This is a genomic window from Streptomyces sp. NPDC096323, assembly GCF_040302845.1.
GTDB lineage: Bacteria > Actinomycetota > Actinomycetes > Streptomycetales > Streptomycetaceae > Streptomyces.
In genome coordinates this window covers 165,126-186,033 of record NZ_JBEOSI010000002.1, presented here as the reverse complement: position 1 = coordinate 186,033, position 20,908 = coordinate 165,126, and the positions used below count along the sequence as shown (strand labels likewise).

General features: G+C 70.5%; 16 protein-coding genes and 3 pseudogenes. 11 read left to right on the top strand and 8 right to left on the bottom strand.

What is annotated here, in order from left to right; genetic code table 11:
- Positions 1-14: 14 nt before the first annotated feature.
- Positions 15-1,865 carry a glycoside hydrolase family 3 protein gene (locus ABTX18_RS04890; RefSeq protein ID WP_352121327.1) on the top strand — a complete coding sequence of 617 codons (1,851 nt, stop codon included), beginning with the start codon at positions 15-17 and terminating at the stop codon, positions 1,863-1,865.
- Between the two features lie 52 nt (positions 1,866-1,917).
- On the opposite strand, the gene ABTX18_RS04885 is transcribed toward ABTX18_RS04890, so the two are convergent.
- From ABTX18_RS04885 to ABTX18_RS04870, 4 genes are all read right to left on the bottom strand, one after another.
- Entirely contained in the window at positions 1,918-3,405 is a 1,488-nt protein-coding gene (locus tag ABTX18_RS04885) for a S28 family serine protease (RefSeq protein WP_352121326.1), read from the bottom strand.
- A gap of 100 nt (positions 3,406-3,505) precedes the next feature.
- Positions 3,506-3,922 (bottom strand): hypothetical protein, encoded by a 417-nt coding sequence (locus ABTX18_RS04880; RefSeq protein ID WP_352121325.1) that lies wholly within the window; start codon positions 3,920-3,922, stop codon positions 3,506-3,508.
- Positions 3,923-4,061: 139 nt separating this feature from the next.
- Entirely contained in the window at positions 4,062-7,802 is a 3,741-nt protein-coding gene (locus ABTX18_RS04875) for an ABC transporter ATP-binding protein (protein WP_352121324.1), read from the bottom strand.
- A gap of 170 nt (positions 7,803-7,972) precedes the next feature.
- Entirely contained in the window at positions 7,973-8,974 is a 1,002-nt protein-coding gene (locus ABTX18_RS04870) for a serine hydrolase (RefSeq protein ID WP_352121323.1), read from the bottom strand.
- Positions 8,975-9,182: 208 nt separating this feature from the next.
- Between ABTX18_RS04870 and ABTX18_RS04865 the strand changes: the two genes are divergently transcribed.
- Complete coding sequence (locus ABTX18_RS04865; protein WP_352121322.1) at positions 9,183-9,542, top strand: hypothetical protein; 360 nt, start codon at positions 9,183-9,185, stop codon at positions 9,540-9,542.
- Positions 9,543-9,584: 42 nt separating this feature from the next.
- Here the strand turns inward: ABTX18_RS04865 and ABTX18_RS04860 are convergent, their stop codons facing one another.
- Positions 9,585-11,273 carry a thiamine pyrophosphate-binding protein gene (locus ABTX18_RS04860; protein WP_352121321.1) on the bottom strand — a complete coding sequence of 563 codons (1,689 nt, stop codon included), beginning with the start codon at positions 11,271-11,273 and terminating at the stop codon, positions 9,585-9,587.
- 178 nt (positions 11,274-11,451) lie between these two features.
- Here ABTX18_RS04860 and ABTX18_RS04855 point away from each other — a divergent pair, with 178 nt between their 5' ends.
- The 5 genes and pseudogenes from ABTX18_RS04855 to ABTX18_RS04835 all read left to right on the top strand — a co-directional run bounded on the left by ABTX18_RS04855 (position 11,452) and on the right by ABTX18_RS04835 (position 14,559).
- Positions 11,452-11,766: a hypothetical protein gene (locus ABTX18_RS04855; RefSeq protein ID WP_352121320.1), complete on the top strand. Its 315-nt coding sequence runs from the start codon at positions 11,452-11,454 to the stop codon at positions 11,764-11,766.
- Between the two features lie 138 nt (positions 11,767-11,904).
- A pseudogene (locus tag ABTX18_RS04850) lies at positions 11,905-12,051 on the top strand (EsaB/YukD family protein); the annotation flags it as partial.
- Positions 12,052-12,422: 371 nt separating this feature from the next.
- Positions 12,423-13,084, top strand: a pseudogene (locus ABTX18_RS04845) (immunity 49 family protein).
- A 33-nt stretch (positions 13,085-13,117) separates the two neighbouring features.
- Positions 13,118-13,570, top strand: a complete 453-nt coding sequence (locus tag ABTX18_RS04840) for a hypothetical protein (protein ID WP_352121319.1) — start codon at positions 13,118-13,120, stop codon at positions 13,568-13,570.
- Between the two features lie 29 nt (positions 13,571-13,599).
- Positions 13,600-14,559 (top strand): SDR family NAD(P)-dependent oxidoreductase, encoded by a 960-nt coding sequence (locus tag ABTX18_RS04835; RefSeq protein WP_352121318.1) that lies wholly within the window; start codon positions 13,600-13,602, stop codon positions 14,557-14,559.
- A gap of 45 nt (positions 14,560-14,604) precedes the next feature.
- Here the strand turns inward: ABTX18_RS04835 and ABTX18_RS04830 are convergent, their stop codons facing one another.
- The 3 genes and pseudogenes from ABTX18_RS04830 to ABTX18_RS35820 form a co-directional block, all read right to left on the bottom strand.
- A complete protein-coding gene (locus ABTX18_RS04830) occupies positions 14,605-16,125 on the bottom strand; it encodes an MDR family MFS transporter (protein WP_352121317.1) in 1,521 nt (506 codons plus the stop codon).
- A 15-nt stretch (positions 16,126-16,140) separates the two neighbouring features.
- Positions 16,141-16,653, bottom strand: coding sequence for an NADPH-dependent FMN reductase (locus tag ABTX18_RS04825; RefSeq protein WP_503061093.1), 513 nt, complete (start codon positions 16,651-16,653; stop codon positions 16,141-16,143).
- Positions 16,629-16,736, bottom strand: a pseudogene (locus ABTX18_RS35820) (NADPH-dependent FMN reductase); the annotation flags it as partial. The gene ABTX18_RS04825 and the pseudogene ABTX18_RS35820, both read right to left, overlap by 25 nt.
- A 134-nt stretch (positions 16,737-16,870) precedes the next feature.
- Here ABTX18_RS35820 and ABTX18_RS04820 point away from each other — a divergent pair.
- From ABTX18_RS04820 to ABTX18_RS04805, 4 genes are all read left to right on the top strand, one after another.
- Positions 16,871-17,632, top strand: a complete 762-nt coding sequence (locus tag ABTX18_RS04820; RefSeq protein ID WP_352121316.1) for a TetR/AcrR family transcriptional regulator — start codon at positions 16,871-16,873, stop codon at positions 17,630-17,632.
- Between the two features lie 160 nt (positions 17,633-17,792).
- On the top strand, positions 17,793-18,950 hold the full coding sequence (locus ABTX18_RS04815) for an acyl-CoA dehydrogenase family protein (protein WP_352121315.1): 1,158 nt from the start codon (positions 17,793-17,795) through the stop codon (positions 18,948-18,950).
- A 33-nt stretch (positions 18,951-18,983) separates the two neighbouring features.
- Positions 18,984-19,874 carry an acyl-CoA thioesterase II gene (gene tesB, locus ABTX18_RS04810; RefSeq protein ID WP_352121314.1) on the top strand — a complete coding sequence of 297 codons (891 nt, stop codon included), beginning with the start codon at positions 18,984-18,986 and terminating at the stop codon, positions 19,872-19,874.
- 38 nt (positions 19,875-19,912) lie between these two features.
- Positions 19,913-20,902 carry a cation diffusion facilitator family transporter gene (locus ABTX18_RS04805; protein ID WP_352121313.1) on the top strand — a complete coding sequence of 330 codons (990 nt, stop codon included), beginning with the start codon at positions 19,913-19,915 and terminating at the stop codon, positions 20,900-20,902.
- The last annotated feature ends 6 nt before the right edge of the window (positions 20,903-20,908 follow it).

Here is a 20,908-nt window from a genome sequence, read left to right as displayed (position 1 = left end):
CCGAAGGAGCTCACGTGCACGACCGCACCTCCAGACGCACCCTCCTCACCGTCACCGCGGCCACCGCTGTCGCGGCGGCTGCGGGCATGGCAGGCGCCCCCGGCGCCGTCGCCGCCCAGAAGTCCGCGCCCAGCAGCCACACCTCCGCCGCCGCCACCCAGCGGCTGAAGCGGCTCATCTCCCGGATGAGCCTGGAGGAGAAGGTCGGCCAGCTCTTCGTCATGCGGGTGTACGGGCACTCCGCGACCGAGCCCGACCAGGCGGACATCGACGCCAACCTCGCCGAGATCGGGGTGCGCACCGCCGCCGAGATGATCGCCAAGTACCACGTGGGCGGCATCATCTACTTCGCGTGGGCGCACAACACCCGTGACCCGCACCAGATCGCCGATCTCTCCAACGGCATCCAGCGGGCCGGGCTCGCCGGGCCCAACTCCGTGCCGCTCCTCATCTCCACCGACCAGGAGCACGGCATCGTCTGCCGGGTCGGCGAGCCCGCCACGCTGATGCCGGGTGCGATGGCGCTGGGCGCGGGGGGTTCGCGGTCCGACGCGCGGCGGGCCGGGCAGATCGCGGGCGCCGAGCTGGCCGCGATCGGCATCCGGCAGAACTACGCGCCCGACGCGGACGTCAACGTCAATCCGGCCAACCCGGTGATCGGCGTCCGCTCCTTCGGCTCCGACCCGCAGTCGGTCGCCGGAATGGTCGCGGCGCAGGTGAAGGGGTATCAGAGCGCCGGGATCGCCTCCACGGCCAAGCACTTCCCCGGCCACGGCGACACCAGCACCGACAGCCACACCGGTCTGCCGGTCATCGGCCACACCCGCGAGCAGTGGGCCGAGCTGGACGCCCCGCCGTTCAAGGCCGCCATCGCCGCGGGCATCGACTCGATCATGACGGCGCACATCGTGGTGCCCGCGCTCGACCCGGCCGAGGACCCGGCGACCCTGTCCAGGCCGATCCTCACCGGCATCCTGCGCGAGGAGCTCGGCTACGACGGCGTCGTGGTCACCGACTCGCTCGGCATGGAGGGCGTGCGGACGAAGTACGGCGACGAGCGGGTGCCGGTGCTGGCGCTGCAGGCGGGCGTCGACCAGCTGCTCAACCCGCCGAGCCTGGAGGTGTCCTGGAACGCGCTGCTGGCGGCCGTCAAGAGCGGCGAGGTCAGTGAGGCCCGCCTCGATGAATCGATCCTGCGCATTCTGCGGCTGAAGACCAAGCTGGGGCTGTTCGACGACCCGTTCGTCAGTCACCGGGGTGTGGACCGTACCGTCGGCACCCGCTCGCACCTCGCCGCCGCCGACCGGATCGCCGAGCACACCACCACGCTGCTGGCCAACACCGGCGCGCTGCTGCCGCTGTCACGCCGTTCGCACAAGAACCTGCTGGTGGTGGGGGCCGACCCGGCCTCTCCGTCCGGTACGACGGGGCCGCCGACGACCACGCTGGCCCAGGCGTTCAACGAGCTGGGGTACACGGCCACGGCCCTGTCCACCGGTACGGCTCCGACCCGGGCGGGCATCGACGCGGCGGTGGCGGCCGCGCAGGGCAAGGACGCGGTGATCGTGGGGACGTACAACGTCTCGGCGACCAGTGCGCAACGGACGCTGGTGAGCGAACTGGCGGCGACGGGCGTCCCGGTGATCACGATCGCGATCCGCAACCCGTACGACATCGCCCGGCTGGCCGGGACCGGTTACGCGGCGAGCCTGGCCTCGTACTCGTGGACCGACGTCGAACTGCGGGCGGCCGCCCGGGTGATCGCGGGCCAGGCCGCGCCGGAGGGCAGGCTCCCGGTGCCGGTGCAGCGCGCGGACGACCCCACGCAGGAGCTGTACCCGGTCGGTTACGGGCTGAGTTACTAGACGGTGACACGGTGACCCGCGCCGGCTTCCGCCGGCGCGGGTCAGTCACGCGTTACGGGCGCCTGGTGCCGAGGCGGTGCTCGGTCGTCAGGTCCTTCTTGTCGAGCCGTGCGTCGAACTTGGCGAGGGGCTTGGCCTTCGACGGGTCCGCCTGGACGGCGGCCGGGGCGACGCCCGCCCAGCGCAGGATGGCGGCGGTGGCGGTGGCGTTCTCCGCCGGGGCCAGGCCGGCCACGTTGGAGCCGTGGTTGCCGCCGGCCACCGTGAAGACGTAGCTGTCACGGGCGCCCGCGCCGAGGCGGAAGCGCTCGGCGCCCCACGGGTCGTTCTCCCCGTACACGTACAGCATGTGACGGGCGTGGTGCTTCACCCAGGTGTCGACGTCACGCATCGCCGAGGGCTGGAACGTCATCGGGATGGAGCTGGGGACGAAGTTGCGCGGCGGCTGGTAGCCGTAGCGGCTGAGCCCGCCGAGCCAGGGCTGCTTGATGTCGGGCGAGCCGAGCTGGGTGCCTGCCTGGTAGTAGTACGGCGTGTAGTTCGCCAGGCCCTGGTCGGCGTAGGCGGAGAAGCCGGAGATCGAGTCGATCGAGTCCCAGATCGCCTGGTCGGGGGCGGTCTTCGCGTCGGCCGGGATGGAGTCGCAGTCGGCGAGCAGGCTGTACTGCCAGTACGCCCAGACGTAGTCCATGACCACGGCCTCGTAGGCCTTGTCCAGGGTGCCGACGGTGGTGAAGGTGTAGCCGTTGTCGGCGGCGTACTGCTCGTACTTCTTCTCCAGCGGCTCCCGGCGGACCAACGCCTCGCGCTGCACGCCCTCCAGCCGGTCGCGGCACTCCTTGGTGCCCACGTTGGCGAAGAACCGGTCGTAGGCCGAGTCCTCCTTGTTGACCACGTCGTTGGGCGCGACGTAGGCGACGACGCCGTCCATGTCCTTCGGGTAGAAGCGCTCGAAGTACGTGGCGGTCATGCCGCCCTTGGAACCGCCGGTGGTCAGCCAGTTCTTGGAGTAGATCCGCTTCAGCGCGGTGAAGACCCGGTGCTGGTCACTGGCGGCCTGCCAGATATCGAGCTTGGACCAGTCCTCGGGCGACGGGCGCGACGGGGTGAAGAACCGGTACTCCAGCGAGACCTGGTTGCCGTCGATGATCCGGGTCGGCTCGGAGCGGCTGGGGTTGGTGGAGACGTTGTAGCCGCTGGTGAAGAAGACCGTCGGGCGGGACGTGTCCTTGTGCAGCAGGGTGATGCGCTGCTGGAAGGTCCCCTTGGACGGGTGCCGGTGGTCGACCGGCTGGGTGTAGTTGAGGATGAAGTAGCGGTATCCCGCGTACGGCTTCTCCTGGATGAGACTCATTCCCGGGATGGCCAGGATGCGGTCCTTGATGTCCGTACTGGTGCCGCTGTCACTGACGCTGTCACTGACGGCGGAACGGAACGCGGCCGGTTCTGCGGCGGTGGCCGCCCCGGCCGAAGCACCCGTCGCACTGACTGTGCCGATGAGCACCGCGAGCGACAGGAAACCTCTGAGCGCCTTACGCATACACACCCTCCCCTTGATTCACTGCAGACGTCGTGAACCTAGCGGGGCGATACCCGTACCACCAGCCCCTGTTGCCCGGGCGTGCGCTCGCGTCACCCGGTCAGCACAGGATCCAGCCGGTGGTGACGGTCTTCCCGGCGATCGTGCCCGAGGCCCGCACGCAGCGGTTCAGCGCGTGGACGGTCACCGGTCCGGCCTGCCGGGTGAAGGAGCCGCTGTCGACGACGGGCCGGCCGCCGCGGGGCTGTATCTGTACGGACATCCGGCGCCGCTTGCCGGGCTTGGCCGCGACAACGGTGGCACACGCGTAGTCGCGGGTGCGGTAGACGCGCAGCTCCCCGCCCGAGAACGGGACCGTCTTCGCGGGACGTCCGGCGCACACCGAGGCGGCGTCGGCACTGCTCGCCTCGATGCCGCCTACGACGAGCCCGAGGGCGGTCGTCAGAGCAAGGGCGAGCAGGCGGGACGCGATCCCGCGCCGCGTACGCCAACCGTCTCTATCGGTCCCTCTGGTCACCGGCAGCCCCATCGCCTCATCGAACGCACGTGCCTCTATCCGACACCTGTACGCGTACACGCGTATCTGCGTACGACGCGCGGAAGCCGTCCGGAGGTTGCACCCGGCGCGGCATCCGCGAGTGAGTAGCGAAACCGGCTCACACCCCCGCCGGCTCGTCCTCCCCTATGAAGGTGCGCCACAGCACGGCGTAGTGCCCGTCCCGGGCGAGGAGTTCGTCATGGGTGCCGTCCTCGACGACCCGGCCGTGGTCCATCACCACCACCCGGTCCGCGCGGGCGGCGGTGGTGAGGCGGTGGGCGACGACGAGGGTGGTGCGGCGGCCCGCGAGGCGATCGGTCGCCTGGTTGACCAGGGCCTCGCTGGCGAGGTCCAGGGACGCGGTGGCCTCGTCGAGCAGCAGGATGTCGGGGTCGACGAGCTCGGCGCGGGCGAGCGCGATCAGCTGGCGCTGGCCGCCCGAGAGGTTGCGGCCGCGTTCGGCGACCTCGTGGAGGTAGCCGCCTTCCAGGGTGGCGATCATGTCGTGCGCGCCGACCGCCCGGGCCGCGGCCTCCACCTCGGCGTCGGTGGCCTCCGGCCGCCCGTACGCGATGGCGTCCCGCACGGTGCCCGCGAAGAGGTACGCCTCCTGCGGTACGACTCCGAGCCGGTGCCGGTACGCGGTCATGTCCAGCGCGCGCAGATCGGTGCCGTCCGCCGTGACCCGGCCGCCCGTCGGGTCGTAGAAGCGGGCGACGAGCTTGACGAGGGTGGACTTGCCCGCGCCGGTCTCGCCGACGAACGCGACGGTCTGCCCGGCCGGGATGCGCAGGTCGATGCCGGTGAGGGCCGCCTCCTCGTCCCCGTACGCGAAGGACACGTCCTCGAACGCGATGTCGCCGCGCAGCGACGGCACGTCCAGTGGTCGCTCCCGGTCGGCGGTGGACGTCGGTTCCTGGAGAAGTTCCTGGATGCGGCCGAGGGAGACGGTGGCCTGCTGGTAGCCGTCGAAGACCTGCGAGAGCTGCTGCACGGGGGCGAAGAACAGGTCGATGTAGAGCAGGTAGGCGACCAGCGCGCCCGTGGTGAGCGTGCCGTTGTCGACGCGGCCCGCGCCGACGATCAGCACGGCCGCCACGGCCACCGACGACAGCAGCTGCACGAACGGGAAGTACACCGAGATCAGCCACTGGCCGCGGACCCGGGCCTCGCGGTAGTGGTCGCTGCGTGCGGCGAACCGGTCGGCGCCGTCCCGCTCGCGGCGGAAGGCCTGCACGATGCGGAGGCCGGAGACGGACTCCTGGAGGTCGGCGTTGACGACGCTGATGCGCTCACGGGCCAGTTCGTACGCCTTGACGCTCTTGCGGCGGAAGAAGAACGTCCCCACGACGAGCACCGGCAGCGTCGCGAAGACGACCAGGGCCAGCTCCACGTCGAGGACCAGCAGCGCGACCATGATGCCGAGGAAGGTGACGACGGAGACGAAGGCCGTGACCAGGCCGGTCTGGAGGAACGTGGACAGGGCGTCCACGTCGGTCGTCATCCGGGTCATGATCCGGCCGGTCAGTTCGCGCTCGTAGTAGTCCAGGCCGAGGCGCTGGAGCTGGGCGAAGATCTTCAGCCGCAGTGAGTAGAGGACCCGCTCGCCTGTGCGGCCCGTCATCCGGGTCTCGCCGATCTGGGCCGCCCACTGCACGAGGACGACGACGAGGCCGAAGGCGGAGGCCGCCCAGACGGCGCCGAGGGCCAGCTGGGTGACACCGTCGTCGATGCCGTTCCTGATCAGCACGGGCAGAAGGAGGCCCGCCCCCGCGTCCACGGCCACCAGCGCCAGGCTGACCAGCAGCGGAAGCCCGAAGCCGCGCAGCAGCCGGCGGAGCCCGTAGGACTCCTCGGCGCGCACGGCGCGGGCCTCGTCGATGTCCGGGGTGTCGGTCGCCGGGGGCAGGGCCTCGACCTGGGCGAGGAGCTCGGGGGTGGCGGGGGTGCCGGCCGCGTCGGTCTCGCGCGCCTCCTCCTTGCGGACCCACAGCTCGGGCGTGATGCCACGCTCGGCGTCGAACTCGGCGTCGATCTCCTCCTGGAGCGCGCGGTCGTCGACGGGGTCGGCAGCGGCCGCCTTGGCCAGGTGGCCGGGCGAGGTGCCGCCCAGCTCGTCCGGGTCGGTGAGCAGCCGGCGGTAGAGCGCGGAGCGGCGCTCCAGCTCCTCGTGGGTGCCGATGTCGGCGAGCCGGCCGTGTTCCAGGACGGCGATCCGGTCGGCGAGGTTCAGGGTCGAGCGGCGGTGGGCGATGAGCAGGGTCGTGCGGCCGGCCATCACGTGGCGCAGGGCGTCGTGGATCTCGTGCTCGACGCGGGCGTCGACGGCGGAGGTGGCGTCGTCGAGGAGGAGCAGCCGGGGGTCGGTGAGGATGGCGCGGGCGAGGGCGACGCGCTGGCGCTGGCCGCCGGAGAGGGTGAGGCCGTGCTCGCCGACCGTGGTGTCGTAGCCGTCGGGCAGCTCGGCGATGAAGCGGTCGGCCTGGGCGGAGCGGGCGGCCTGTCGGATCTGTTCGTCGGTGGCGTCGGGGAGGCCGTAGGCGATGTTGGCGCGGATGGTGTCGGAGAACAGGAAGCTGTCCTCCGGTACGAGTCCGATGGCGGCCCGCAGCGAGTCGAGGGTCAGTTCGCGCACGTCGTGTCCGCCGACGAGGACGGCGCCGTGCGACACGTCGTAGAACCGGGGCAGCAGCAGCGAGACGGTGGACTTCCCGCTGCCGGACGCGCCGACGACGGCGACGGTCTCGCCGGGTTCGATGGTCAGCGAGAAGCCGTCGAGGACGGGGCGCGACTCGTCATAGCCGAAGCGCACGTCCTCGAACTCGACGCTGGCGGGGGCGTCGGCGGGAAGCTCCTTGGTGCCGTCCTGGAGGGACGGTTCGGTGTCGATCAGCTCCAGTACGCGCTCCACACCGGCGCGGGCCTGCTGGCCGACGGTGAGGACCATGGCGAGCATCCGGACCGGGCCGACGAGCTGGGCGAGGTAGGTGGAGAACGCGACGAAGGTACCGAGCGTGATCTCGCCGCGGGTGGCGAGCCAGCCGCCGAGGGCGAGCATCGCGACCTGGCCGAGGGCGGGGACGGCCTGGAGCGCGGGGGTGTAGCGGGAGTTCAGCCGGATGGTGCGCAGCCGGCCGGCGAAGAGCCTGCGCCCGACCTCGCGCAGCTTGCCGGTCTCCTGGTCCTCCTGTCCGAAGCCCTTGACGACACGGACGCCGGAGACGGCCCCGTCGACGACTCCGGCGACGGCCGCGGCCTGCGACTGGGCGTACCAGGTGGCCGGGAAGAGGCGGGTGCGGGAGCGGCGGGCGATGAACCAGAGGGCGGGGGCGACTGCGACGGCCACGAGGGTCAGCAGCGGCGAGAGCCACGCCATGATCACGAGGGAGATGAGGAAGAGCAGGATGTTCCCGATGGTCATCGGGAGCATGAAGAGCAGGCCCTGGATCAGCTGGAGGTCGCTGGTGGCGCGGCCGACGACCTGTCCGGTGGAGAGTTCGTCCTGGCGTCTGCCGTCGAGCCGGGTGATCGTCCCGTACATCTCGGTGCGCAGGTCGTGCTGGACATCGAGGGCGAGCCGGCCGCCGTAGTAGCGGCGGATGTAGGTGGAGACGTACACGAGGACGGCCGCGAGGATCATCAGGCTCGTCCAGACGGCGAGGGACCGGGTGTGGCCGACGACCACGTCGTCGATGATCACCTTGGTGATCAGCGGGACGAGGGCCATCACCGCCATTCCGGCGAGCGACGAACCGAGCGCCAGCAGCACGTTGCGCCGGTAGCGCCAGGCGTAACCGCACAGCCTCCGCGCCCAGCCGCGCGGCTCGGCGCCGCTCTTCTGCTCCCCTGCGTCCGACACGCGGTGCCTCCCGATCGTCCTGCTCTACCGGAAGGAACCAACGCGGTGGGCTGCGGATTTCATCCCGCTGCAACAAATACGGGACCTTTGTCGTAGGGCCTTTCGTTTGGATCAGGCCGGACCCCGCGAGCCCGGCATGATCCAAACGAAAGGCCCTAAGGGCTGTCCCGCTACTTCGGGGTCACGGTGAGCATCCGGCCGGACGGAGCCTCCGGGACCGGCGGGATGGCCTCCTGGAGGAGGGTGGCCGGGGTGGGGACCTCGGCCCGGTGCAGGACGCGGATGGGCCACCCGTGCAGGACGCGCGGCTTCTCCGGGGGCAGGTTCAGGTCCTGGTGCACGACCCGGGCGACGGCCTGGATGGTGTTGACGCCGTCCGTCATCGTGTTGTTGTCCTGGGTGAGCACGGTGAGCACGTAGTTGCGGCCCTTGCCCGTGAAGGCGCCGATGCTGTGGACCCGCCAGCCGTGGGTGGCGCGCTGCAGCCAGCCGTTCTTGACCTGCACGGTGACGCCCGCCGGAGCCCCGGCGGGCGTGCCCCAGCGCTGTCCGGAGACGACCTTGCGCATCAGCCCGAGCTCGTAGGAGCGGGCGCTGTCGGTGAGTACGGAGTTCTTCGCGGTGAGCAGCGTCAGCAGCCGCTGCTCGTCCTGGGCGGTGATCTGCGTCAGCCCCCAGTAGCCGCCGGAGCCGGGCACGGTGTGCGTCATCCCGGCCGCCTTGAGGAAGCCGTTGACCTTGGTGACGCCGAGCTGCTTCCACAGGGCGCTGGTCGCGTCGTTGTCGGACTTGGTGATCATCGCGGTGCTGAGGTCGATCTCGCGCTGGGTGAGGTTGCGGCCCCGCTTGGCGTTGTCCCAGAGCAGCGTGGCCAGCACGGTCGCCTTCACGACGCTGGCGGAGTCGTACTTCGATGTGGCCCGGAGCGTGCACGTGGTCTTCGTGGTCCGGTCGTACAGCGCCACCGCGGTGGTCGACTTGCGCCCCTTGAGCGCGGCGGTGATGTCCTTCGCCAGCTTGGCGGCGAGTCCGGCCCTGCCGGAGGTGCAGCTCGCCGTCGGTGTGGCGGCCGCGGCGGGTGTCGCCGCGAGCGTCACGGGTGCGAGCACGCCGACGGCGAGCGCGGCACAGAGTGCGCCGCGGACGCGCCGGGATATGTGGGGTGTCTTCATGTGTATGGGTTTCCGTCCCCTGGGTTCTGTGGGCACGCCCCCCGGCGTGCCCACAGAGTTGACTCGTGACGGGGCGGAAAGTTGTACGGGGCAGGCGTCCGGGAGTCCGGCAGCCGCAGGGGCACGCGTCCGCGCGCCGGTTGTCCGGCGTTCACCGCCCGGCCGGGCCGGGTAGGGATGGCCTTCGCCGGTTGAATGAGGAGGGTCCATGTCGGACGGTCAGCCCACGGATGCCTACCGTTGTGGGCAGTTGTACGCGGCGTTGGCGGCGCTGGAGCGGCTCGGGTCCCCGAGTGCGAAGGCCTCGCTGGACAGGCCGGGCGAGCGGTCGAAGGCGTCACAGAATCCCCGGGGCACGTTGAAGGGCCATCTGGACCGGGCGGTGACCTACCTCATGCACGCACGGAGCCGGCGCAAAGGGACGGAGGCAGCGGCCATCTTTCGGTCGATACCCGAACTGCTCCCGGAGTCCAAGGAGTTGCCCGGAAGCCTGGGCTTCGCGCAGCAGGACGACTTCTCGCAGGGGTGGCATGCGCAGGTGAAGGCGCTGGAGGCCGCGGCGCACTGAGGCACGGCAGTGCCCGGGGCCTTCGCCGCCGCGGGCGGGGCTTTACAGGTGCGTCGGCTCGAACATCCGCAGGACTGCCGGGAGTACGACGACACAGGGGCCGGGCCGCGCGAGGGACCGGGCCAGGTCGTCGGCGAGCGCCGTGGGGCTCGTACGGACCGCTGGGACGCCGAAGGACTCGGCGAGGGCGACGAAGTCGGGGCGGGACAGTTCCGTGGCGTCGCCGCTCTCGCCGAAGGCGTCGTTCATGTACGTGCGCAGGATGCCGTAGCCGCCGTCGTCGACGATCAGCCAGGTGACCGGGAGGTTGTACTGGCGGGCGGTGGCGAGTTCCGCGAGGGAGTACATCGCGCCGCCGTCGCCGGAGACCGCGAGGACCGGTTTCGTCGGGTCGGCGGCGGCCGCCCCGATGGCCGCCGGGAAAGCGTAGCCGAGGCCGCCGGCCCCCTGGGCCGAATGCATGGTGTTGGGGCGGCGGGCGTCGAAGGCGGCCCAGGCCCAGTAGGCGAGGATCGTCATGTCCCAGAAGCTGGGTGCGGTGTCGGGCAGGGCCGTCCTGATCGCGGCCAAGGCGTCCTGTTCCAGGGTGAGTTCCTGGGCGGCGATCCGCTCCCGTACCCGGCCGAGCACCGCGGTGACGCGTTCGGCGGCGGCCGGGTCCTGGCGCGGGGTGACCGCTTCCAGCAGGTCGGACAGGGCGTCGCGGGCATCGGCGTGGATGCCGAGGGCCGGGTGGTTGGCCTCCAGCTTCCCGGCGTCGGCGTCGATCTGCACGATGCGGCCCCGGGGCGCGAACGTGTAGTAGTTCGAGGAGAGTTCACCGAGGCCGGAGCCGACGACGAGCAGGACGTCGGCGTCCTCCAGGAAGTCCGTCGTGTGCCGGTCCTCCATCCAGGACTGGAGCGAGAGCGGGTGCTCCCACGGGAAGGCACCCTTGCCGCCGTACGTGGTGACGACCGGGGCGGCGAGCTTCTCGGCGAGGGCGCGCAGCTTGCCGGACGCGTCGGACCGTACGACTCCGCCGCCCGCGATGACCGCCGGACGCTCCGCGTGGGACAGCAGACGGGCCGCGACGGCGATCAGCTCGGGGCGGGCGTGCACCTCGCGCGGGGTGGCGTCCATCGCCGTGACGACGGGCAGCGTCGTGGGGGCGCTGAGCACGTCCTCGGGGATCTCGATCCAGACCGGGCCGTGCGGGGCCGTGAGCGCGGACTCCCAGGCGGCGGCGATCGCGGAGGGGATCTGTGAGGCGGTACGGACGGTGTGCACGGACTTCACGATGTCGCGGAACGACGCCTGCTGGTCGCGGAGTTCGTGCAGATAGCCGTGCCTGCCGCCGCCCAGCCCGGCGGCCGGGACCTGGCTGGAGATCGCCAGGACGGGCGCGGAGGCGGCCGCCGACTCCTGGAGCGCGGCGAGCGAGGTGAGCGCGCCGGGCCCGGTGGACAGGAGCAGCGGGGCGACCTCGCCGGTGATGCGCCCGTAGGCGTCGGCGGCGAAGCCCGCGTTGTTCTCGACGCGCAGGCCGACGTAGCTGAGGGAGGAGCGGCGGAGCGCGTCGAACATGCCCAGGGCGTGCTGCCCGGGCAGCCCGAAGACGGTGGTCGCGCCGAGGCCCTGGAGGGTCTCGATGACGAGGTCGCCGCCGATGCGTCCGGGCGGGGGGTCCAGGGCGGCGGCGATCTGGGCGGGGGTGAGCTCGGGCCGCTCGTCGTGGTGGTCGTGGCTCACTTCTGCCTTCTTCTGGTTCCGTCACTGTCGCTCTGCTGCTCCGAGTGTGCCGGATCCCCCGCCTCCCGCCGGCACCCGGGCCGGGCGCGGCGCCGCCCGTGCGGAGTCCTGTCCGCCCACCCTGATGTGTCCCGCTCATCGGCACACGACATATGTTGCAGTGGCAAAGGGGGGCCGCATGGCACGGGATTACGACAGTCAACTACTGGAATCGGTGGGGGTGCGCCGGCGCAGGATGCGGGACGCGCTCCTGTTCGGGGCCCAGCGTGCGCGGCGGACGGCGGACGAACGCCTCGGGAAGGTGTTCGCGGGGATCGCGATCACGGCGGTGCTGTGCGCGGGGTGCGTGGGGTGGTCGTTCCTCCAGCACACCCTGGACAAGCAGAAGGCCGAGCAGGACAAACAGCAGCGGCAGGCGCAGCGGTACGGACAGCCGACTCCGTCACCGGCCACCTCGGCTCCGGGCGGTTCCACGGAGCCGGCACAGCCGTAGGCACCGCTTTCGTGTGCGCCGGGATTCGGCGTGATTCACCGGAGCGGCCTTCTCAGGAACGCACGGTGCGCTTCGCCCAATTGGCCCGAAATTCCGGGAAATCGCGATGATAGGTTTTCGTAAGTGGTGAGTACATCAATGACTTCCCGGGCGGAAATGAGCCGGGTCACCCTGGTCGGCGAGCGGCGCCGGGCCGACATCGTGCTGCCCTCCGACACTCCTGTCGGGCAACTCCTGCCGGACATCCTGCAGTTGCTGGACGACCGGGCCGCGGCGCGGCCGTTGAAGTTTCTTCGCTGGGGATTCTGACCTCTGCGTTCCATGCTTCTGAGAATGTCAAGGAAGTATGTTCGGGACCCCTGGGAGTAGCGCGCTCCATTGACAATACGTTCCCCCAGCCTTGTGTCCACGTGACTCTTCGCTGATGACCTGAAGATGGCACTGGATGACGGCCGGGTCGATTACATCGTCGTCAGAGGGCAAGACAACGCGGGTACGTATACTGGCTATTCCACACAGAAGTTCGACATCAGGGAGATTTCGTGACTGTGATCATCTCCCGCCATGGCGAGCCCGGGCCCGATGACGAGAGGTATGCACGGAACCGATCACGGAAAACGATTGAGGCAATCAACTCTCTCGAACAGTCGCCGCACATGCTCGACGCGCTGTGGAACTCCGTACGGACATGCGTTGAGGCCCGCTCGACAGTCGACCCGACAAGCTCAGGCATCGAAACCTGGGAAGCCGTGGTCAACGCCATGCAGGTCGGATCGGCGATCTTCCGGACCGCGAGTAATTCCGGGGGCACCGTCGAGTGCCGCATCCATCACGAGATGCGCACACTGCCCACCACCGGCCCCAAGGGCTTTATCAACGCACCAGCATGGATCGATGCGTTCTGCTTCGCCGTCATCTGCCGCGACCAGGAGCGGATAACGGAACTGTGCGAGGTGCCGATGGACGTGCTTCGTGCCTCCGGTGCGCAGCACGATGAATACCTCTATCAGTGGGTAGCCACACTGCAGGCGTACTGGTTGCGCCAGCCATCTCGTACCCGCCGATCAACCTTTTCTACCACTTCGTCAAACACGACCACGACGGCTTCAACACCGCTCTCGTAGAAGCACTTGAACTCCACAAAACCTACTGGACAAAAGACGAAGACCGCGAGGAAAGCATCGAGGGCCTCTGGGCCATCGGCCCCCTGACCATCGCATGCCTCGCCTACGACGGCGACTTCCCCATCGACGTCGAAACCGAATATCTCCCCCAGCACCTCCTCCAGCGCAGCTGGGTCGGAGCATTTCCCGTCTGACCCGTCCCTGCCCAATCTTCCGAGGATATGGCAGTGATCAGCAACGTTTTCCGCCACCCATTTCCTACGGAGAAAGCGGAGGCGGACCTCGCTGTCCTCCAGGAGAGCGGCGACGGGTGGATCGACAGTCTGGAGGCAGACTCCGCCGGGCTGGGCGAGGCATTCGACACCTCGCTCCTGCTGGCCAAGGGGCGCTGTCTACTGGACCCGCAGGGATCGTTCCTCCCCACATGGGCCGCCTGGGTGAACTCGATGCAGATCGCCTCCGCCATGTTCGCCTCCACGACCACGGCCGAGGACCACGTCCAGTGCCGCATCGCACACAAGGACCGCACCCTCCAGGCCACTGAGGCCCCGCCCTCCTCATCCCCTCGCCGACTGGTCCTCGTTCGTCGAAGCCGTGAAGGCAGGAACCCTCACCGCTTGACCGGCAGTGCCGAGGCACCAACCGGCCCGGGTGTTCGCCGCCAACCGGTCTTGCGTTAGAGCGCGGTTCAACGCCTACCGTGCCCCGCATGACAACACCTCAGCACAAGATCGGCTCGGGCTTCGGCGCCCGGAGCACCGCGGACGACGTCCTCAGCGGGATCGACCTGTCCGGCAGCACCGCGATCGTCACCGGCGGCTACTCGGGGCTCGGCCTGGAGGCGACCCGGGCGCTGGGGGCCGCCGGGGCACGGGTCATCGTGGCCGCCCGGCGGCGGGCGGTCGCTCAGGAGGCCGTCGAGGGGATCGCCGGCGTAGAGGTCGACGACCTGGACCTGTCCGACCTCGGCAGCGTCCGCGGGTTCGCCGAGCGATTCCTGGCCTCGGGGCGCGACATCGACATCGTGATCAACAACGCCGGGATCATGGCCTGCCCCGAGACGCGGGTCGGCCCGGGGTGGGAGGCGCAGTTCGCCACCAACCACCTCGGCCACTATGCGCTGATCAACCATCTCTGGCCGGCCATCGCCCGTGGTGGCGCGCGAATCGTCGCCGTGTCCTCCGGCGCGCACGGCATGGGCATGCGCTGGGACGACATCCACTTCGAGCGTGGCTACGACCGATGGGCGGCGTACGGGCAGGCCAAGGCGGCGAACGTGCTGTTCGCCGCGCACCTCGACGCACTCGGCCGCGACGCCGGAGTCCGGGCGTTCGCCGTGCACCCGGGCAGCATCCTCACTCCGCTGCAACGCCACCTCGCGAAGGCGGACATGGTCGACGCGGGCTGGATCGACGAGAACGGCACCCCGACCGACCCCACCTTCAAGACCCCCGGCCAGGGCGCCGCGACGCAGGTCTGGGCTGCGGCATCCCCCCAACTAGCGGGCATGGGTGGGGTGTACTGCGAGGACTGCGACATCGCCGAGCCGGCCGCCGAAGGCACGGAAGGTGGCGTTCACGCACACGCGACCGACCCGGAGCAGGCCGCCCGGCTGTGGGAGCTGTCAGCCGGCCTCACGGGCGTAGACGCCTTCGCCAAGGCCCGCTGAGACCGGCCCGCCGGCCCCGCCCCGGTCTGCTGACGCCCGCCCCCCTCACTCCTTCCGCAACGGCACCTCCCGCATCAGCCACGCCGCCAGGAAGATCACCACCCCCAACACCGCCGCCCCCGCCAGCACCCCGTGCAGGCCCTCGGTGACCGCTGTCCGTACCGCCTCCCGGACCCCCTCCGGCATCCCCCGTACCGCCTCCGGGGTCCAGGCCGTACCGCCCTCCGGCATGCCGGCCGAGTGGAGGCGGCTCGTGTAGACGGCGCCGAGCACCGCGATGCCGAGCGAGCTGCCGATCGTACGGACCAGGGTGGCGGTTCCCGTCGCGGCGCCCATGTCGCGGGGCGTCGCGCTGTTGATCGTCACGAGCAGCGTGCTCTGCATCAACAGGCCCATGCCCACGCCGAGTACGAGGGTCAGGGCGGAGGTCACCGCCGTGGGGGTGTCGGTTTCCACCGTCAGCAGGACGAGCGCGCCCGCGGCCGTCAGCGCGCCGCCGATGATCGGGTACGGGCGGTAGCGCCCGCCGCCCGCGAGGAGCTTGCCGACCAGGAGTTGGGCGCCGAACATCCCCGCCATCAGCGGGAGCAGCAGCATGCCGCTGGCCGTCGAGGACGCGCCTCGTACGAACTGCATGTACAGCGGCAGATAAGCCGACGCCCCGAGCATCGCGGCGCCCACCAGGAACGTGAGGATCTGGGCGAGCGTGAAGTTGCGGTCGGCGAACAGGCGGGGCGGGATGATCGGTTCGGCGGCGCGCCGCTCGACCCGGGCGAACCAGACCAGGGCGAGGGCGCCCGTCGCCGCGAGGCCGATGAGCTGCGGCGACGACCAGGAGTACCGCGTACCGCCCCAGCTGCCCAGCAGGGTGAGGGCCAGGATCGCGGTGCACAGCAGGCCGGCGCCCGCGTAGTCGATCCGTGCCGTGATCCGTTCGGTGCGCAGGCGCAGGCGCAGCCCGACGACGAGCAGGGCGAGCGCGCCGATGGGGACGTTGACGTAGAAGACCCAGCGCCAGTTCAGCTGGTCGGTGAGGAAGCCGCCGAGCAGCGGCCCGCCGACCAGCGCGACCGGCATCATGGCCCCGATCATCGCCTGGGAGCGGCCCGCCTGGGAGGGCGGCAGCATGACGCCGATGAGGGAGATGGCGCCGACCATGAGGCCGCCCGCGCCGAGGCCCTGGACGGCGCGGAAGGCGATGAGCTGCCCCATGTCCTGGGCGAGTCCGGAGAGTACGGATCCGGCGAGGAACACCGAGACCGACCAGATGAAGCTGCCCTTGCGTCCGTACAGGTCGCCGAGCTTGCCCCAGAGGGGGGTGGAGAGCGAGGCGGTGAGCAGGTAGGCGGTCACCACCCAGGACAGGTGGTCGAGGCCGCCCAGGTCACCGACGATCGTGGGCAGGGCGGTGCCGACGATCGTGCCGTCGAGCAGGCCGAGCATCAGGCCCAGCAGGAGGCCGAACAGGACGAGCTTCGACGGGCCGCCGTCCTTGTCCACGGGTGGCGGCGGCGGGGCGGCCTCGGGCTCCGGTCGGTCGTTCGTGTCCTTCGTGTACTGGCTCATGGCTGCCCTCGCCCCTCAGGCGGCGTACGGGGCAGAGGCCCTGGCGTCCCGCAGTGCGTGCGCCCACCAGGCGAGCTGGTCCAGCAGGGCCTTGGCGGCCGTGTCGACCTGGGGGTCGTCCACGGCGCCGTTCGGACCGAACAGGCCGTAGGCGTTGTGGAAACTGACCGTGTTGCGGATCGTCGTGGCGTTCAGCTCGGCCATCACGACCCGGAGCTGTTCCACGGCGCGCAGCCCGCCGGAGAGGCCGCCGTAGGAGACGAAGGCGACGGGCTTGGCGTGCCACTGCTCGTTGTGCCAGTCGATGGCGTTCTTCAGGGACGCGGGAAAGCTGTGGTTGTACTCCGGTGTGACGAAGACGAACGCGTCGGCGGCGGCGAGGCGCGGTGAGACCAGGGCGAGGGCCTCCTCCGTGCCCGGCGCCGGCGGCTGCCCGAACGCGGGAAGACGGTGGGCAACGGGGTCTCGGCGAGGTCGACGACGTCCGTCGCCATGTCGTCGCGCTGGGAGAGGTGGCCCTTCAGCCACTGGGTGACGACGGGCGCGAAGCGGCCCTCGCGGGTGCTGCCGACGAGGACGGCGACGCGGAGCTGCGGGCGGGTGCTGGGCATGGGTTCCCCCTGGAAACCTGGAAGCGGTCGAGGTGTACGACGTATTTCGCTGCGTACAACGTATCCATTCATGTGTACGTTGTCTACTGACGCATACGATGTACGCTGGCGGCCCCACCGAGAGGAGGCCGCCCGTGGCCGGCCAGAAGAAGGACACGAAGAAGGACAGCGGCAAGGGCGCCGGCGCGGGGCCCGATCCGTCCCTCTGGCAGCGCCTCGAACAGCCGGCGGCCGCACCCCGCACCTCGCTGACCCTGGACCGGATCGGGACCGTCGCCGTGGAGATCGCCGACGCGGAGGGGTTCGCCGCCGTCACCATGCGCAGGCTCGCGACGGAGCTCGGCGTCGCCCCCATGGCCGCCTACCGCCATGTCACCGGCAAGGACGACCTGTGGGCGCTGATGGCCGAGCGGGTGACCGCCGAGATGCGGATCCCCGACGAGGTGACCGGATGGCGCGAGGTGCTGCGCGCCTTCGGGCTGCTGACGCGGGACATGATGCTGCGGCACCCGTGGGTGGGGCAGTTGCCCACCCATCTCTTCGTCCTCACGCCCGGCCGGCTGGCCATCGCCGAACGGCAGCTGGCGGCGCTCGACGGACTGGGCCTCGACGAGGACTCGATGATGGTCGCGTTCCGCACGGTCAGCGCCTTCGCCCACGGCTCGGTGCAGTCGGAGGTGGCGGTGCGGGAGTGGACGCAGTCCGCCGGCTGGTCGTCCGGCGACGAGACACGGCTGGGCCTGGCCCCGCAGATGATGTACCTGATGAAAACCGGCCGCTATCCCACGTACCAGCGCTACGGGCTGCGGGCGACCCGCAAGGACGACGCGACCTGGGCGTTCGAGACGGGTCTCGACTGCGTGCTCGACGGGATCGCCGCCCGGTTCGCCATCTGAGGCGGCCGGCGGCCCACGGTCACAGCGACCCACGCCCCGCGCCCCGCCTCCGGCGTGCTCAGCATCACCCTGGACAGCTCCGGTGACCGCCGGGTAACTTTTAACCAAGGCTGAGCAAGCGCTTAGCCATGCCGAGCGCAGCCGACCAGGGAGGCACCCCGTGCGCCGTACCGTATTCAACGAGGACCACGAGGCGTTCCGGGAGACCATCCGCGCCTTCATCGCGGCCGAGGTCGTGCCCGTGTACGACGACTGGTTCGCGGCCGGTCAGGCTCCGCGCGACTTCTACCTGAAGCTCGGCGAGCTGGGCGTCTTCGGCATCACGGTGGACGAGGAGTACGACGGCGCGGGCATCGACTCGCACAAGTACGAAGCGGTCATCTACGAGGAGACCGCGCGCGCGGGCGTCTCCTTCGGCGGCTCCGGCGTGCACACGCTGCTCGGCCTGCCGTACATCAAGATGCTCGCCACCGACGAGCAGAAGAAGCGCTGGCTGCCGAAGTTCACCACCGGCGAGGAGATGTGGGCCCTCGCGATGACCGAGCCGGGCACCGGTTCCGACGTCGCGGGCATGAAGACCACCGCCAAGCTCTCCGAGGACGGCACGCACTACGTCCTCAACGGCTCCAAGACCTTCATCACCGGTGGCGTGCACGCCGACCGTGTGATCGTCTGCGCCCGCACCTCCGCCCCGCGCGAGGACGACCGCCGCTTCGGCATCTCCCTGTTCGCCGTCGACACCAAGTCCGCGGGCTACTCCATCGGCCGCAAGCTCGACAAGCTCGGCCTGCGCGTCTCCGACACCGCCGAGCTGGCGTTCGTCGACGTGAAGGTCCCCGTCGAGGACCTGCTCGGCGAGGAGAACAAGGGCTTCGGCTACCTCGGCACCAACCTGGCCTCCGAGCGCTGGGGCATCGCCTTCGGCGCCTACGCGCAGGCCGCGGCCGCCGTCCGGTTCGCCAAGGAGTACGTGCAGGACCGCACGGTCTTCGGCAAAACCGTCGCCTCGTTCCAGAACACCAAGTTCGAGCTGGCCGCCTGCCAGGCCGAGGTGGACGCGGCCCAGGCCGTCGCCGACCGCGCGCTGGACGCCCTGGACGCCGGTGAGCTGACCGCCGCCGAGGCCGCCTCCGCGAAGCTGTTCTGCACCGAGGTCGCGCACCGCGTGATCGACCGCTGCCTCCAGCTGCACGGTGGCTACGGCTTCATGAACGAGTACCCGATCGCCCGCCTGTACGCGGACAACCGGGTCAACCGCATCTACGGCGGCACCAGCGAGGTCATGAAGTCGATCATCGCGAAGTCCATGGGTCTGTAAGAGCGACCCACCAGAGCGACTACGTTTCCTTCCATGAGCTCAGTACCGGACGCCGCCCTGCTCGATCTGCTCGATCTCCTGGATCTCGAGCAGATCGAGCAGGACATCTTCCGGGGCACCAGCCGTTCGGCGATCGTGCCCCGCGTCTTCGGCGGACAGGTCGCGGCCCAGGCGCTCGTCGCCGCGGGCCGGACCGTCCCCGCGGACCGGCCCGCCCACTCACTCCACTCGTACTTCCTGCGGGCGGGGGACCCCGGCGCGCCGATCGTCTACAGCGTCGACCGCATCCGCGACGGCCGCTCCTTCACCACCCGGCGGGTCGTGGCCGTCCAGCACGGGCAGCCGATCTTCCACCTCTCCGCGTCCTTCCAGACGTACGAAGAGGGGCTGGAGCACCAGGCGGACATGCCGGCCGCGCCCGACCCCGACACGCTGCCCACGGCCGCCGAGATGCTGCCGCGGTACGCGGACCGGTTCAGCGACCCCGCGGTCGTGGACCGGCTGATCGAGGCCCGGGCCGCTGTCGACCTGCGGTACGCGGACGCCCCGCCGTTCGGCACCGTCGGGCAGCCGCGCGAGCCGCGCTCGCAGGTGTGGTTCCGCACCAACGGGAAGCTGGCGGACGACCCGCTGCTGCACGTCTGCATGGCGACGTACGTCTCCGACATGACGCTGCTCGACTCGGTGCTCCTCGCCCACGGGCGCGGCGGCTGGGCGGTCGGCGACGTGGTCGGTGCGAGCCTGGACCACGCGATGTGGTTCCACCGGCCGTTCCGCGCCGACGAATGGCTGCTGTACGACCAGGAGTCGCCGTCCGCGTCCGGCGGTCGCGGGCTCGGCCAGGCCCGCATCTACACCCAGGACGGCCGGCTGGCGATCACCGTCATCCAGGAGGGCGTGGTCCGGGTTCCGCGCGAAAGCTGAACGGGCCGTACCCGGCTGATTCCGACATACTCCCCACCATGAGTGACGAGAAATCCGATACGGCTGATGGTGGGGAGTCGACGTTCACGGTCATCGTCGCGGCGGCCGCCAACCTCGGCATCGCCGTCGCGAAGGCGGTCGCCGGGCTGATCAGCGGATCGAGCGCGATGCTCTCCGAGGCGGCCCACTCCGTCGCCGACACGGTCACCGAGGTGCTGCTCCTGACCGCGCTCAAGCGCAGCGAGAAGCCCGCCGACGACGAACACCCTCTGGGTTACGGCCCCGAGCGGTACATCTGGGCGATGCTCGCCTCCGTCGCCACGTTCGTCGGCGGCGCGGTCTTCTCCATCTACGACGGCGTCCACACCTTGGTCGCGGGCGAGGATCTCGGCGACCCCCTGGTCTCGTACGTCGTGCTCGCCGTGGCCTTCCTGCTGGAAAGCTTCTCCCTGCGCACCGGGCTGCGGCAGGTGCGCAGGGAGGCCGTCCGGCTGGGCACGCCCGCTACGCGCTACTTCCGGATCACTCCGGACACGGCGGTCAAGGCCGTCGTGATGGAGGACTCGGCGGCGCTGGCGGGTCTGGTCCTGGCCGCCGGCGGGCTGCTGGGCGGGCAGCTGACGGGGTCCGGGGTCTGGGACGGGATCGCGTCGGTCCTGATCGGTGCGCTGCTCGTGTACGTGGCCTGGGTGCTCGGCCGGTCCAACGCCCAGTTGCTGATCGGGCGGCCGGTTCCACAGGCGATGCGGGCGGGGGTGCGCGAGGAGCTGCTTTCGGTGCCGCACATCATCGACGTACTGGAACTGACCACGCTCATCCAGGGGCCGACGGAGATCCTGATCGCGGCGAAGGTCGACTTCCGGGACGTGGCCAGTGCGGAGCAGGTCGAGTGGGCCTGCGAGGAGGCGGAGCAGCAGTTGCGGGAGCGGTATCCGTCGATCCGGCGGGTGTATCTGGACCCGACGCCGGGGGTGGCGCAGCGGCGCCGGGCCCGGGCCGCGGAGGACGGCCCGGACAGCGGGCTCTGACCCGGG

Coding starts and splice junctions, on each gene's coding strand:
- ABTX18_RS04885 (WP_352121326.1), bottom strand. CDS start 3,405: ATGCGTAAGGCGCTCAGAGGTTTCCTGTCGCTCGCGGTGCTCATCGGC.
- ABTX18_RS04870 (WP_352121323.1), bottom strand. CDS start 8,974: ATGAAGACACCCCACATATCCCGGCGCGTCCGCGGCGCACTCTGTGCC.
- ABTX18_RS04865 (WP_352121322.1), top strand. CDS start 9,183: ATGTCGGACGGTCAGCCCACGGATGCCTACCGTTGTGGGCAGTTGTAC.
- ABTX18_RS04855 (WP_352121320.1), top strand. CDS start 11,452: ATGGCACGGGATTACGACAGTCAACTACTGGAATCGGTGGGGGTGCGC.
- ABTX18_RS04835 (WP_352121318.1), top strand. CDS start 13,600: ATGACAACACCTCAGCACAAGATCGGCTCGGGCTTCGGCGCCCGGAGC.
- ABTX18_RS04830 (WP_352121317.1), bottom strand. CDS start 16,125: ATGAGCCAGTACACGAAGGACACGAACGACCGACCGGAGCCCGAGGCC.
- tesB (WP_352121314.1), top strand. CDS start 18,984: ATGAGCTCAGTACCGGACGCCGCCCTGCTCGATCTGCTCGATCTCCTG.
- ABTX18_RS04805 (WP_352121313.1), top strand. CDS start 19,913: ATGAGTGACGAGAAATCCGATACGGCTGATGGTGGGGAGTCGACGTTC.